The sequence below is a fragment of the Streptomyces sp. BE20 genome (assembly GCF_036322525.1).
GTDB lineage: Bacteria > Actinomycetota > Actinomycetes > Streptomycetales > Streptomycetaceae > Kitasatospora.
Genome location: NZ_JAQYWW010000587.1, coordinates 18,587 through 33,044 on the forward strand (window position 1 = coordinate 18,587; position 14,458 = coordinate 33,044).

Sequence of the window (14,458 nt, forward strand, 5' to 3'; positions counted from 1 at the left end):
GGGCCCGGCGAGCCGCTACGAGACGGTCAGGCGGAGGATGCGGTCGTCGCCGGGACGCGGCTCATCGCGGCCGTCGGTGTTGTTGGTGACGAGCAGCAGCGTGCCGTCCCGGTCGGCCACGACGGTCCGCAGCCGGCCGTAGTCGCCTGACAGGAACTCCTGTGGCTCAGAGGCGAGTTGATCCCCGTTGAGCGGGACGCGCCAGAGCCGCCCGCCGCGCAGCGCGGCCAGCCAGACGGCACCGTCGGCGTAGGCGATGCCGCTCGGGGAGGCGTCGGCGGTACGCCACCGGGCGACCGGGTCGGTGAACTCCGGGCGACCGCCGACGCCCTCCACGGTCGGCCAGCCGTAGTTGCCGCCGGGAGTGATCAGGTTCAGCTCGTCCCAGGTGTCCTGGCCGAACTCGGAGGCCCAGAGCCGGCCCTGGGGATCCCAGGCGAGGCCCTGCACGTTGCGGTGGCCCAGCGACCAGACCGGCGAGCCGGGGAACGGATTGCCGGCGGCGGGTGCGCCGTCCGGAGCGAGACGGAGGATCTTGCCGCCCAGGGAGTTGCGGTCCTGGGCGAGTGCCTTGTCGCTCGCGTCGCCGGTACCCGCGTAGAGGAAGCCGTCCGGACCGAAGCCGATGCGGCCTCCGTTGTGCCGCGAGCCGTGCGGGATTCCCTTCAACAGGACTTCGGGAGCGCCGAGTTGCTCGCCCGCCGGACGGGTCGGGTCGTAGTCCAGCCGGATGATGCGGTTGTCGTCGGCGGTGGAGTGGTAGGCGTACAGCCGGTGATCGGTGGCGAATCCGGGCGAGAGGGCGAGTCCCAGCAGGCCGCCCTCCCCACCGGAGGCGACGCCGGCGACGGTGCCGACGTCGGTCCTCGCGCCGCCGTCGGCCGCGACTCGGACGATCCGGCCGTCGTCGCGTTCGCCGACGAGGAGGTCTCCGTCCGGAAGGACGGCCAGGCCCCAGGGGGCGTCGAGGTCCTGCGTGACGGTCGCCCGGACGTTCACCGCCGGTGCGGCGGGGGGCGTGGTGGCCAGGGAGGTCGCGGGCGCCGTCGCGGGCGCCGTCCCGGCGGCCGTCGGCACGGGGGCCGGCGAGGAGGCGACGAGCGTGCCGGTGGGTGCCGGGTCGGCGGCGCGGTCCGGCGCGGCGGCGGAGGAGCAGCCCACGACGGCGGCCGGTCCGAGAAGCAGGGCGAGCAGGGCGGCGGCGGAGCGGCGGAGCATCGGTGACCCTCCCGGAGGCGGCAGGCGCATGGCGACACGAACGTCCGGCGGACGCACTCCCAGCAGACCACATCGCCGGACGGCACGGTCAGCAACCCGCCGCGCCCGCACGGCCGACCGGGCGGTCCCGTCCCCGCCCTCGCTCCGGTGGAGCACCGCACAGGGGGGCGGGCACCTGCCGCCGGGCGAACTCGCCCGATTCCCGCACGGGCCGCGACATTCATCAGTAAGGTGTCACATGTGACGCATCTTGCGAACGGCGTGATCCGCCCGTTCTGGCCCGCCACCGACTATCCGGCGCTGGCCGCGCTCCTGTCCTCCGCCGGGCCGGAACAGGTCACGGCGGCGGAGCTCCGGGCGCAGGACGAGGTGATGCCTCCCGTCGGCAGCCTTGCCACCGACCCCGACGGCCTCCTGATCGGGCACGGCCGGATCCGTCTGGTGGATCCCGGGCCGAGCGGCGGGCTCCTCGCGTTCGCGACCGCATGGCGGGCTCCCTGGACGCCGCCGGGCGACGTCGCCTCGCTCGTCGTCGGCACGCCGGGCCGGGCTGCGGAGCTCCTGCTCCCCCTTCTCGACGGGATCGAGGACTGGGCCCACGGCGCGGGCGCGCGCCGGCTGCTCGGCGAGCTGCCGGACCACGGCGAGTCCGCCGGGGCCGCGCCCGACGCCGACGGAGCCGACGTCCACCGGACCTCCGGCGGAAGCGAGGGCGACGGCGAGGGGCGAGACAGCACCGCCGACAGCGGCCGGAGCGCACGCGGCGGCGGCCACGCAGGACTCCTCGATCTGCTCATCGCCCGCGGCCACCGCATCGACGCCCACATCCGCACCGCCACGGCCCGGCTGGAGCCGCGCACCCTCGCCCCGCCGCCGCCCCTCGGCATCGACCTCCGCACGCTCGCCACCTCCGGCGCACCGCAGCCGGCCCGGCAGCTCCACCGGCTCTACCGCGAGACGTCGAGCGACAACCCGGGCTTCGCCGACGCGGTGCCCGGCTTCGAGCGCTGGCACGCCGAGGCGTTGTCCGGCCAGGGCTGCCGCCCGGACTGGGTGTTCACCGCCGAGGCCGCCGGCCGGATCGTCGGCGTCACGGCCGTCCGCGAGACCGCCGACCCGCGCGTCTGCCACATCGACTTCACCGGCGTCCTGCGCTCCTGGCGCGGGCGCGGACTGGCCCGGACGCTCAAGCTGCACGCCGCCCGACACCTCGCCTCCCGTGGCGTGCGGACCGCGTGCACCGAGGTCGAGGCGTCCAACATCCCGATGATCGCGGTCAATTCGGCTCTCGGGTACGAGTGGGGCCCCGGCCACCGCCGGCTGGTCAAGCTCCTCCGGCCCGCCGGGAACCGCCGACCGCAACCGCCCTCCGGCCGGCGCGGAGGCCCGAACGCCGTCCGCCCGTAGCGGCGTCGACCGACACCCACGGGCGCACGGCCGCCACCCGCCCCGGGGGCGACGACACACGCCCGCCCGAGCCCCGGTCCGCACCCCCGACCACCTTCCCGCCACGACCTCCCGCCCGACCTCCCGCCCCTCCGGGGATCATTGACACCTCCTCAGATGCCATTTAACGTGTGGCATGTGAAATGGCACAGGCAAAGGGGGAGCAATCATGCCTGGTGAGACGGCACTTGACGAGCAGGTTTCCTCGATCGTCCGGGCGGCGGGGCTGGTCCGACCCGGAAACCGTTTCTTCGCGAACGCGCGGCTGGTGGACGACGTCCCGCCCGCGAACGCACTCGCCGTGGCGCGGCAGTGGGAGGCCATGACCAAGGCCTTCATGTTCACCACGATCGGCGGACTCGGCGCGGCCGCCCGGCACTTCGCCGCGCAGGAAGCTCCGGAGCGGGAGACCCTTGCGGCCTTCCAGACCGCATTCCGGGTGATCGGCGACGACCTGGACAACCTGGCGGACGACTTCGGCGCGGTGGCACCGGGCGGAGCGGCGGGCATCCACTACCTGTGGTGGGCGGACTCGATCGTGGCGCCGCTGGTGAAAGCCTCGGGCGAGGAGTCCGCGCCGGCGCTGCCCGCGGGCGTCGCCAGGCTGCTGGAGGCGATGGACGCACTCGCCGACCACCGGCTCGGCGCGGCGGTCCAGTTGCGGGTGGTGGAGGCGATCGCGCTGGACATCGCCGTCGCGTTCCGGCGCGTGTACAGCAAGGTGCAGGTCGGCGGGGAGAAGCTGTTCGCGGACTCCGACGCGCTGGTGTGGATCGATGCGCACATCAAGGCCGAGACCGGCCACGCCAAGTCGGTCAGCGACGAGGAGACCGGCATGACCGCGCTGGTCGAGGGCGAGGAGGACGCGGCCGAGCTGCTGCGGCTCGCCACCGGGTACGCGGCCCACTGGGCCGACGCGCTCGACGACTTCGCCGACCAGCTCTCCGGCCCGCTCGCCGCCGGGACCCCGGCACAGGCCCCGGCGCAGGCCTCCGCGAGCTGATCCGGGGAAGGACGTACGGAACCAAGTGAACAACGAGCCACTGAACGACGTCGTCGACGCGGTCAACGCGCTGCGCGGCTCGGTCCGGCGCGACGAGCTGCGGGACGAGGCTTTCCTCAAACGCCTTTCGCACGAGCTGACTTCGTCACCGGCCCTGCGGAACCTGCCCGCCGCGCAGGCGCTGGCCGAGGACGTCCTGACGTTCACCGAGGACCCCCGGCTGCTCCGGACCAAGGCGCACATCAACGGCAGGAAGGACGGCCACGTCCTCTCCCTGTTCGACGCGTCCTACTTCCCGACCCTCTCCCTGGACTTCCTGGCCTACCGGCCGCTGCCGACCGACGAGGGACTGGAGGTCCGGTACCCCAGCCCGACCCTGCCGGTCGCCATCGAGCGGATGTCGAAGGGCTTCGAGGCCCGACCTGTCGTGGCGCTCTTCCCGGAGAACCACCTCGACGGCCGGCAGGAGAGCGGCGACCTGATCTTCTACTTCATCGACAAGTTCGTGGAACGGCACCTGCGCCTGACCCGCCTGCTCACGCGGCACGTCATGGCACCGGGCTCCTTCCCGCTCGTCGAGACGGCGGGGCCGGCGGAGGTCGAGCAGGCGTCGTCCTGGTGGGTGCGGCTGCACGAGTACCACCACCGGCAGGGCGACATGCCCATCCCGGACTTCCTCCCGGTGAAGAAGCTGAAGCCGCTGGCCGGCCTGGAGGAGCTGCGGGTCGACGTGTCCGCGATGCTCGCCTGCCTCCACGACCCGGGTCTCCCGGAACGCGACGCACGGCTCGCCTACGAGTACATCCTGTCCGAACGGCTGCTGCGCTACGCCGTCGAGGGCATCCCCCGGCCCAACTACGACGCCGTCGCTTCGCAGTTGCTGTTCAACTACCTGCTCGCCGCGGACGGCATCCGGGTGCACGGCGGCCTGATCCATCTGCGGCCGGGCCTGCCCGCCGTCCTCGCCGAGTTCCTCGGCGAGATCCAGGGCATCGAGCGACGGATCCACCGTGAGCCGGCGGAACAGGTCCAGGACCGGCTCCTGCAGTTCACCAACCGGTACACCGACTACGACGAAGCGGCGAAGGACTACCGTCACATCCCGTTCTTCGCCGACGCCAAGCAGAGGTTGGGCGTGTGAGTACGACGAACGCAACGACGAGCAGCACGACGACGAACACGACGGCGAGCGCGCCGGTGAGCGCGCCGGTGAACACGTCGGCGATCAGGATCCCGATCTTCCAGGTGGACGCCTTCACCGACCGGCTCCTGTGGGGGAATCCGGCGGCCGTCTGCCCGCTCGACAGCTGGCTGCCCGCACCCGTCATGCAGGCCATCGCCCTGGAGAACAACCTCCCGGAGACCGCCTTCATCGTCCGGAACGGGGACGCCTACGACCTGCGCTGGTTCACCCCGGCCACCGAGGTGGACCTGTGCGGGCACGCCACGCTGGGCGCGGCCCACGTCGTCCTGACCCACCTGGAGCCGGACTGGGACGAGGTGACGTTCCACTCGGCCAGCGGACCGCTCGTGGTCGCCCGGCAGGGGGACGGCGACCGGTTCGGGCTGACCTTCCCCGCCCTGGAGTTCACTCCGGTGGACCCGCCGGCGGACCTGCTCCGCGGGCTGGGACCGGTGGCACCCACGGCGGTCTACCGGTCGATGGACTACATCGCGGTCTACGAGAACGAGGCACAGGTCCGCGCGGTGGTGCCGGACCCGCGCGCGCTCTCCGCGCTCGACCTGCGCGGAGTCGTCGTCACCGCGCCGGGTGACGGGGCCGACTTCTGCTCGCGATTCTTCGGGCCGAAGCTGTCCATCCCCGAGGACCCGATCACCGGGTCGGCGCACTGCGCGCTCGTCCCGTACTGGGCGGAGCGACTGGGCCGGACCCGGCTGCACGCCCACCAGTTCTCGCCCCGGCTGGGCCGGACCCGCACGATCAGCCTCGACTGCGAGCTGACCGGCGACCGGGTCGGCCTGATCGGCGCGGCACGACCGTACATGACCGGGGTGATCCAGCTCTCCGAGGAGGACCTCGACCAGAGCCCGGATCCCGCGCGGCGCCCCTGACCGGGGCTCCGCCCGGACCTCACACCCCAGCCCCCCGTCCAGACCCAGACCCCAGAGGGACGACATGCGCACCAATCGAGTTTTCCACGCGGTGGACTCCCACACCGAGGGCATGCCCACCCGGGTGATCACCGGCGGCGTCGGGGTGATCCCCGGCGCGACGATGGCCGAACGCCGGATCCACTTCCGCGACAACCTCGACCACATCCGCACCCTGCTGGTGACCGAGCCCCGTGGGCACGCGTCGATGAGCGGGGCCATCCTCCAGCCGCCGACCCGGCCCGACGCGGACTGGGGGGTGCTGTTCATCGAGGTGTCCGGCTACCTGCCGATGTGCGGCCACGGCACGATCGGTGTGGCGACCGTACTGGTGGAGACGGGCATGGTCCCCGTGACCGAGCCGGTCACCACGGTGCGCCTGGAGACCCCGGCCGGCCTGGTCGTGGTCGACGTGGCGGTCACGGACGGGGTCGCGAAGCACGTCACCCTGCGGAACGTGCCCGCCTTCGCGGAGCGGCTGGACGCCGAGCTGGAGGTTCCCGGGTTCGGCACCGTCCGCTACGACGTGGCGTACGGCGGCAACTTCTACGCGATCGTGCGGCTCGACGACTACGGGCTGCCGTTCGACCGGAAGGCCAAGAACGAGATCACGGCCGCCGGGCTGGCCACCATGCAGGCGATCAACTCGACCGACGAGCCGGTGCACCCGGAGGACGCCCGGATCCGCGGTGTGAAGCACGTCTACTTCGAGGCGCCCGGCTCGGACGCGTCGTACTCCCGTCACGCGATGTCCATCCACCCGGGCTGGTTCGACCGGTCGCCGTGCGGGACGGGCACCAGCGCGCGGATGGCGCAGCTGCACGCACGCGGCGAGCTGGCGATCGGCGCCGACTTCGTCAACGAGTCCTTCATCGGTTCGAAGTTCACCGGCCGCCTGGTCGAGGAGACGACGGTCGCGGGCCGTCCGGCGGTCGTGCCGACCGTCACCGGACGGGCCTGGATCACCGGCACCGCGCAGTACTTCCTGTCGCCCGACGACCCGTTCCCGGCCGGCTTCGAGCTCTGACCCGACCCCTCCCCGGCCTCTGGAACAGAAGGGCACGCCTCTCCATGGCCTCCGTGATACTCGGCCGCATCCCGTTCGACGACGAGCGCCTCGCCAAGGACGTCGCCCGCCTGGCGAGCCTCCCGGTCCCGCAGGAGCCGTACCAGGTGTTCACCACCGGCACCTGGCTGAACCTCAACCTGTGGAACGCCTCCGGCGACCACGGCGACGGTTTCTGGTACGGCCACGAGCAGCGGCCGGGACAGCCCACCGAGCTGCTCGACGAGGTCCCGTACCTCCGCGAGGTGCTGGCCGAGTGGTTCGACGGGAGCCGGCTGACGATGGTGCGCGGGCGCAACGTCTCCGAGTTCTCGATCATCCCGCACCGCGACTTCATCGAGGCCGGGGACGTCACGGAGTTCTTCCGGGTGATCGTCTTCCTGGAGGACAACGAGCACGCCGTCAACTCCGACGAGGACATGGTCTTCCACATGCGCAAGGGCGAGGTGTGGTTCCTGGACGCCGCCCAGATCCACGCCGGGATGAACATGTCCTCGCGCAGCCGCTGGTCGCTCTGCCTGGACTTCGCTGCCGGTCCGGGCTTCCGGCCCGCCGACATCTTCGCGCGGCCCGAGCTGTACCGGCCCGACCTGGAACCCGCCCTGGTGGAGCGGCGGCCGGCCGCCGCGGACCTGCCGGAACGGCTGCGCGCCCTGGGCACCGTCGTCTCCCGGTACAACATCAAGGACATCGCGTTCCTGCTCGGCCGGATCCACTTCGCCGAGGAGGTGCCGATCGGGGCCTCGTGGGACTGGCTGGTCGACATCACCCGGGAGTCCGGCGACCCGGAGCTGATCGACATCGCCGAGCGCGCCAGGAAGTTCTTCGTCCTCTCCCGCGAGGTCGGCGAGGACTTCGCCTTCCTGCCGTGCTGAGCGGGCCCGACGAGGGGCGGTCGCCACGGGCGGAACTGGTCGAGCACATCACCGAGGTCTGGCGGGACGTGCTCGGCGTGGACCGGATCGACCCCGACCAGGACTTCTTCGAGCTCGGCGGTCACTCGCTGGGGGCGATCCGCACCGCCTCCCGGCTCGGGGAGGAACTCGGCCGCGACCTCTCGTTGCGGGTGATCTTCGAACACCGCACGGTCGACGCGCTCGCCGCCGCGATCGTCAACGACGACGGGGTGGCATGAGCGGCACTGACGACACCGACCGCACTTCCCGCGCGAGCGGCACGGGCGGCACGGGTGGCACGAGCACCACGGGTGTCACGAGCGGGACCGACGACCTGGCGGGAGTCCCGGGCATCTTCCGCGCGGTGTCCGGCGCGGCGGACTTCGCGCGCGCCGTCGCCGCGTTCGGGTCCGGGGCGGAGGACGCCGTCCCGGTGTGGATCGGCGACCGCTCCGACCTCCTGGCGGCCCTCGACCTCGCAGCGGGCCTCTACCCGGCCCGGCGGCGCCCGCCGGTGTGCGCGGCAGGAGTCGTGGTGGGGGACGTGCCGGCGACGATCCGCGCGTTCGCCCGCCCGCTCGCCCGGCACTGGACCGAGCACGGCGCGCCGGCGGCGCACGCGGCCGGCCGCACCACCGGCGCGCCGCCCGCGGACGACGGCCCGCTGGTCGTCCTCGGCCGGTACGAGGACCTCCGGATGGACGTCATCGGCCCCGTCCTGGTGGACGCGTACGCCCGCGGCCGGGCCGTCTTCCTGCTGACGGGCCGCGACCTCCACTCGCTCACCTGGGCGATCGCCAAGCAGTACGGCGAGGTCCACCCCGACGGTGCGACCGGGCTGTTCACCGACCTCGACACCCGGCCGGTGGCCACCTCCGCGACCTATCACGACGCACGCACCGTCAGCGGCGCGGACCTGGTCCGCCTCACCGCCGAGCGGGTCTGGCGACGGGTGCTGGTCAGCGGGCACGGCACCGAGGACAGCATCAACCTCGGCGCGCACACGGTGTGCGGGCTCAGCCCGGCCGCCGGCCCCGGCCGGTCCGGGCCCACCTGTTCGTACGGCCGGGGCTGCTACAAGCCCGAGGACAAGCTGATCCCCGCCCACCGCGTCCGGGCCGCCGAGTTGGTGCTCAGCGGCTGCGACAGCGGCGCCCTGGCGGACCTCGCCACCTACGACCCCCGCTACCAGCTGCTCCTGAACGCCGTCGACGGCCCGGCCCAGGCGGTGGTCGCCGCGCTCTCCATGCACCAGTCGGCCCGCGTCGAGAACCTCGTCTGGCTGGACTCGGCGGACGGGGACGGGAGCACCGCCCGGCGGCTGAACGCGAGCCTGTACGCCCTGCACCCGTACCCCACGTTCATCCAGGTGGGGCTGCCGAGTTCGGCCTACCCGGGGGCCTCGTCGCCCCCGGAACCGGCCGGGGAGTCGGACGGGGAGTCGGACGGCGGGCCGACCGGGAAGGCGACCGGGAAGGCGACCGTGGAGTCGGCGGCCGAGCAGGCCGGGTGGGTCGGCGGCCTCTCGGCCCGGGCCCAGGGGTTCCTCATGACCGGCATGCTGCCGGCCGCGCACCCGCTGCGAGAGCCGCTCGGGCAGCTTGCGGAACGGGCCGAGCTCACGGCCGTCCGGCCGGTCATGGGTCCGGCCGCCGACCGGGAGGCGTTCGTCGGCACGCTCCGGGAGGAGGCGCGGGTGCTCGACCGGGCGATCGCCGTCCGCATGTCGGAGCGGCCCGACGACCCGCTCTCCGAGTTCCCCCGCTTCTTCGGCGACCGGAGTTCGGTCGCGCGGACCGAGGCGGTGACCACCCCCTGCGTCCTGTGCGGGCGGGAGGCCTGGCAGTACCCGCGCCGCGGGTTCACCTCCCGGGTCCCGCTCACCACCGCCCACGTCTGCCTGAGTTGCGGCCCGGTCGGCTACTGGACGGACGGCGCGGCGCGGCTGCTCGGTGCCGCCTCCGCCGCGACCGTCCCCGCCGGCGGGACGCTGCGGATCGAGGTGCCGGTCGTGCCGTCGCGCCCCGGGCCGGTCCACGTCGGCGTGCTCCTGCCGTGGAGCGTCCGGGCCGCCGTCTCGCCGCCGGTCCAGGCGGTCGGACCGGGGGCGGCCGGGTCCGACCGGCGGGCGGGGCGGCCGAATGCCGTCTTCGAGGTGCACCTCGACGCGTCGGCCCCGCCCCAGGAGCACCACTTCACCGTCTTCGCGGTGCAGGACCTCGCGTTGTCCCTGCTCCGCTGCCCGTTCGCCGTCCTGCCGGCCGGGGAGGCCTAGATGAACCGGACCCTCCACGCGGCGGTGGCCCGCCGGGCCCTGCTGACGCCCGACCGTCCGGCGCTGGTCGAGCCCGGAACGACCGTCACCTACCGGACCCTCGACCGCGCGGCCGACCACCTGGCGTCGCTCCTCACGGACCTCGGCATCGGGCCGGGAAGCCTGGTCCCCGTGATCCTCCCCCGGTCCGCGCGCCTGGTCATCGTCCAGTTGGCCCTGCTGAAGTGCGGCGCGGCCTACTCCGTGCTCGATCCGGGGTGGCCCCCCGCGCGGTTGGCGTCGCTGGTCGGACGGCTGCGGTCGCCGCTGGCGGTGGCGGACGAGGCGGTGGCCGCCCGGGCAGTGACGGACCTGGCCGGGGCGCAGGACCCCGGGCCGCAGGACCCCGGGCCGACGGACGGGCACGGCTTCCCCGTCTGGACGCCGCCGCCGGAACCGCCGGCCGAACTCGCGGACCGGGCGGGCGCACCGGTGCGGCGGGCGGCCGACGGCGAGTCCCCCGCCATGGTCATCTTCACCTCGGGGACCACCGGTTCACCGAAGGCCGTGGTCCTGCCGCACCGGGCGGCACTGCGGCTGTTCAACGGGACCGGCCCGGCGTCGTTCGGCCCGGGCCACGTCATGCCGCAGGTGTCGAACGCGGCCTGGGACATGTACGCGCTGGAGGTGTGGGGCACGCTGGTCGCGGGCGGGACGTGTCTCCTCCCCGGCCCGGGTGCCCCGCTCTTCCTCCCGGATTCGCTGCGTGCGGCGGTCGCCGGGCACGGCGCCGACACGGTGCACCTGCCGACTTCCCTGTTCAACCTGTTCGTCGACGTGGACCCGGGCTGCTTCACCGGTCTGCGGGCCGTCCTGGTCAGCGGCGAGGCGATGTCCGGCGCCCACGCGGGCCGGTTCGTACGGGCCCATCCGACGGTCCCGCTGGTGAACTGCTACGGGCCGGTCGAGTGCTGCATGTTCGTCTCCTGGCACCGGGTCTCGCTCCCGGACTGCGACCGGCCCGACGGCGTGCCGCTCGGCACGGCGGCTCCCGGGACACGGCTCCTCGTCCTCGCGGACGCCGGAGCGGACGCCGGAGCGGACGGCGGCGCGGACGGCGACGGCTTCGGCGACGGCTTCGGCGAGATCTGCCCGCCCGGAAAGGAGGGCGAGATCTGCGTGGCCGGCGAGGGCCTGGCCCACGGCTACCTGGGACAGGCCGGCCTGACGGCGGAGAAGTTCCGCACCCTGACCGTCGACGGCGTGCCCACCCGGGTGTACCGCACCGGCGACCGGGGACGGGTGGACGACGACGGCCTGCTGCACTATCTCGGCCGCGGGGACCGCCAGGTGAAGCTCCGCGGCTACCGCGTGGAGCCCGCCGAGGTGGAGCGCGCCGGGCGCGCCGTCCCCGGCGTCCTCGACTGCGCCGCCGTCCCGGTCCGCGAGGCCGACGGGAGCTGCCAGTCGCTGCTGCTCGCCTACACCGTGCGGCCGGACGAGGAGGCCGACCGTGCGGCCGGCTCCGCCGACCCGCTCGGGGTGCGCGCCGCCCTGGCCGCGGTGCTCCCCGGGTTCCTGGTGCCCGCCCGTGCCGTGGCCGTCGCGGCCCTGCCGCTGACGCCGAACGGAAAGTTGGACCGTGCCGCCCTGGAGGACTGGGGACGCACGCAGAACCGAAGGAACAATCATGGCTGATCGCCGACCTCGCCTGCTCGTCGTGGGACTGGACCGGTACACCCTCGACGCGTGCGTCCGCCTGGACGTGGACGCCGTCGTCGTCCGCGGCGCGGCGTCCCGGGACGACGGGCTGATGAGCGTGCCGCCCGAGCTCACCGTGCTGGACGTCGACGACCAGAGCAGCGTCGAGAGCGTCCTGGCGGCACTGCGCCGGGCCGGGCCGGACGCCGACGGCTTCGACGCCGTCCACACCTCCGACGAGTTCTCCATGGTCACGGCCGGCGTCCTGGCACGCCACCTCGGGCTGCCGGGACTCGACCCGGAGGTGGCGATCCGGTTCCGCGACAAGTCGCTGCAGAAGCGCGCGGTCCGCGGGGCCGGGCTGCCCACCGCGGACTACCTGGTCGTCGACGACGTCCTCGACGTCACCCACCTCGACGAGCTGCCGTTCTCGCCCGCCGTCCTGAAGCCGGTGGCCGGGGCCGCCACGTCCTTCACCTCCTCGGTCCGGTCCGTCGAGGAGCTCCGGGCGCGGAGCGAGGAGTACCGGCAGCAGAAGCCCGCCCAGCGCACGTTCCTGCTGGAGGAGCACATCGGCGGCGACGAGTGGTTCGTGGACGGGGTCGTCTTCGGCGGGGAGCTGCTGTTCCTCGCCGTGGGCGCCTACGGCGACCCCTGCCTCACCGCGCTGGAGAGCGGACAGCCGCTGTGGCTGCGGCACTTCGACCCGGTCCGGGAGTCCTGGGTGTACGAGCGGGCCCGGGGCGTGGTCGAGTCCGCGCTCGGGGCGCTGGGCCTGCACGACGGGTCGTTCCACATGGAGCTCTTCCACGACGCGGCGTCCGGGTCGCTGACCTTCGGCGAGTGCGCCGCACGGCGCGGCGGCGGGCTGATCCACGAGCAGATCCAGGCGAAGTTCGGGGTGAACGTCGCCGAGTGCGCCGTCCGGATCGCGCTCGGCGCCCGCCCGGAGATCAAGCCCGAGGTCCGGCCGGAGATCTTCGGCGGCACCTACCTGCCCGGCCGGCCGGGGACGCTGCTCGGCTGCCCGACGGCGGCCGACCTCGTCGCCCTGCCGCAGGTGGAGTTCGCGCGGGTCGAGCACCCGGTCGGCACCCGGTTCGCGGCCGGGCCGGCCAACACCAGCCAGCGGGTGGGGCAGTTCATGGTCGTCGCGGAGTCGGTCGAGGAGCTCACCGGGCGCTTCGAGGAGGTCCGGCGCTGGTTCGACGAACGGCTGTGGGTGCTGCCCGAGCACCTGACCACCGGCGGGCGGCGGGAGTTCCAGCGGGCCTGGCAGCCGGGCGCCGACTTCGGGGACACCCTGTGGCGGTGACGAGGTCCCGCCCGCCGGCGGGCCGGCCCGGCGCGGCCCTGCTGTCGTCCGCACTGCTGCCGTCCGACCGGGGGCAGCGGGTGGTTGCGCTCACCTCCTTCGTGCACAGCCTGGGCACCGGGATGTCGGTCGCCGCCGGGGCGCTCTTCTTCACCCGGATCGTCGGACTGCCCGCCTCCCAGGTGGCCGTGGGCCTGTTCGCGGCGGCGATGACGGGCCTGCTGGCCGGGGTGTACGTCGGCCGGCTGGCGGACCGATGGGGGCCCAAGCGCGTCCAGCTCGTCGTCGCGGTGTGCGGGACGGTGGTCAACACCGGTCTCCTGCTGGTCGACGCGTTCTGGACCTACCTGGCGGTCTCGGTGCTCTCCGGCGCCGTGGTCGCGGCGAGTTGGTCCACCCTGGCACCGCTGGTCCGCGCGTTCGGCGGGGACTCGCCGGCCGTGTTCCGCGGCTACCTGCGGTCGGTCGGCAACCTCGCGATCGCACTCGGCGCCGTCGCGGCGGGCTTCGCCGTCCAGGTCGACACCCGGGCGGCCTTCCTCGCCGTCATGATCGCCCGCTCCCTGACGTACCTCGTCTCCGGGCTGATCCTGCTCCGGCTCCCGCCGTTCGCCCTGGAGGGCCCCGCGGTCACGACCGACGCGGCGCACGTCACCGACCCGGGAGCCCCGCCCGCCACCGTGACCGGCTCCGAGTCCGCAACCGAATCCGCAGCCGGGCCCGGTGGAGTCTCCGGCCGAGGCTGGGCGGCGCTGCGCGACCGCACCTACCTGACCGCGACGGCGGTCAACGCGGTGATGTCCCTGCACTTCGCGGTCCCGACGTTCCTGCTCCCGCTCTGGATCGCGGACCACACCGCGGCGCCGCGCTGGACCATCTCCGGCGTACTCGTCCTGAACACCGTCCTCGTCGTCGTCCTCCAGGTCCGGTTCAGCCGGGGCGTCGCCGACGTGCCGTCCGCCGGGAACGCGATGCGCCGGGCCGGGCTGGCCGTCGCGGCGGGCCTGATCCTGATGGCGGTGGCCGGGACTCCCCCGGGCTGGCTCGCCACCGTCGCCCTGGCCGCCGGGATGGCCGCCTACACGCTCGGCGAGATCTGGCACACCGCCGCAGCCGCCGAGTACTCCTTCGGGCTGGCCCCGGCCGAGGCACAGGGCCAGTACGCCGGGGTGTTCGGCCTCGGGCACGGGCTCGCCGAGGGCGTGTCACCGGCCGTCCTGAGCGCGCTCCCGCTCGCCCTCGGGCTGCCCGGCTGGCTGGCCCTCGCCGTGATCGTGCTGGCGACGGGCGCGATCTGCCGGCCCGTCATGGACCGGATGACCGGTCCGCGGCCCGCGCCCGCAGCGGTGGGCGTCGGGGCGAACCTCACCTGACGGCACGAACCGGGGAGCGTGCAGGCGTCACCCGTCGGAACCCGACGGGTGACGCGCCGCGTCGTCCGGGGGCG

General features: G+C 73.9%; 12 protein-coding genes. 11 read left to right on the top strand and 1 reads right to left on the bottom strand.

The features are described from left to right. Positions 1-15 precede the first annotated feature (15 nt). Positions 16-1,218 carry a PQQ-dependent sugar dehydrogenase gene (locus tag PUR61_RS10835; protein ID WP_329878233.1) on the bottom strand — a complete coding sequence of 401 codons (1,203 nt, stop codon included), beginning with the start codon at positions 1,216-1,218 and terminating at the stop codon, positions 16-18. A 240-nt stretch (positions 1,219-1,458) separates the two neighbouring features. On the opposite strand from PUR61_RS10835, the gene PUR61_RS10840 reads away from it, so the two are divergent. From PUR61_RS10840 to PUR61_RS10890, 11 genes are all read left to right on the top strand, one after another. Further along, positions 1,459-2,625, top strand: a complete 1,167-nt coding sequence (locus PUR61_RS10840) for a GNAT family N-acetyltransferase (RefSeq protein ID WP_329878235.1) — start codon at positions 1,459-1,461, stop codon at positions 2,623-2,625. 208 nt (positions 2,626-2,833) lie between these two features. Then, positions 2,834-3,667: a DUF6202 family protein gene (locus PUR61_RS10845; RefSeq protein ID WP_329878237.1), complete on the top strand. Its 834-nt coding sequence runs from the start codon at positions 2,834-2,836 to the stop codon at positions 3,665-3,667. A gap of 25 nt (positions 3,668-3,692) precedes the next feature. Continuing rightward, the gene (locus PUR61_RS10850; protein ID WP_329878238.1) at positions 3,693-4,808 is read left to right on the top strand and encodes a DUF6421 family protein; all 1,116 of its coding nucleotides are present in this window, start codon (positions 3,693-3,695) and stop codon (positions 4,806-4,808) included. Further along, complete coding sequence (locus tag PUR61_RS10855; RefSeq protein ID WP_329878240.1) at positions 4,805-5,740, top strand: PhzF family phenazine biosynthesis protein; 936 nt, start codon at positions 4,805-4,807, stop codon at positions 5,738-5,740. Before PUR61_RS10850 ends, PUR61_RS10855 begins: the two co-directional genes overlap by 4 nt. A gap of 64 nt (positions 5,741-5,804) precedes the next feature. Continuing rightward, a complete protein-coding gene (locus PUR61_RS10860; protein WP_329878242.1) occupies positions 5,805-6,806 on the top strand; it encodes a proline racemase family protein in 1,002 nt (333 codons plus the stop codon). Positions 6,807-6,850: 44 nt separating this feature from the next. Further along, a complete protein-coding gene (locus PUR61_RS10865; RefSeq protein ID WP_329878244.1) occupies positions 6,851-7,720 on the top strand; it encodes an aspartyl/asparaginyl beta-hydroxylase domain-containing protein in 870 nt (289 codons plus the stop codon). Next, on the top strand, positions 7,714-7,980 hold the full coding sequence (locus PUR61_RS10870; protein ID WP_329878245.1) for a phosphopantetheine-binding protein: 267 nt from the start codon (positions 7,714-7,716) through the stop codon (positions 7,978-7,980). The genes PUR61_RS10865 and PUR61_RS10870 overlap by 7 nt, the downstream gene beginning before the upstream one ends. After that, positions 7,977-10,016, top strand: coding sequence for a hypothetical protein (locus PUR61_RS10875; protein WP_329878247.1), 2,040 nt, complete (start codon positions 7,977-7,979; stop codon positions 10,014-10,016). The genes PUR61_RS10870 and PUR61_RS10875 overlap by 4 nt, the downstream gene beginning before the upstream one ends. Continuing rightward, the gene (locus PUR61_RS10880; protein WP_329878249.1) at positions 10,017-11,693 is read left to right on the top strand and encodes an AMP-binding protein; all 1,677 of its coding nucleotides are present in this window, start codon (positions 10,017-10,019) and stop codon (positions 11,691-11,693) included. Continuing rightward, positions 11,686-13,011: an ATP-grasp domain-containing protein gene (locus tag PUR61_RS10885; RefSeq protein ID WP_329878251.1), complete on the top strand. Its 1,326-nt coding sequence runs from the start codon at positions 11,686-11,688 to the stop codon at positions 13,009-13,011. The genes PUR61_RS10880 and PUR61_RS10885 overlap by 8 nt, the downstream gene beginning before the upstream one ends. Beyond that, positions 13,008-14,384, top strand: a complete 1,377-nt coding sequence (locus tag PUR61_RS10890; RefSeq protein WP_329878253.1) for an MFS transporter — start codon at positions 13,008-13,010, stop codon at positions 14,382-14,384. Before PUR61_RS10885 ends, PUR61_RS10890 begins: the two co-directional genes overlap by 4 nt. The last annotated feature ends 74 nt before the right edge of the window (positions 14,385-14,458 follow it).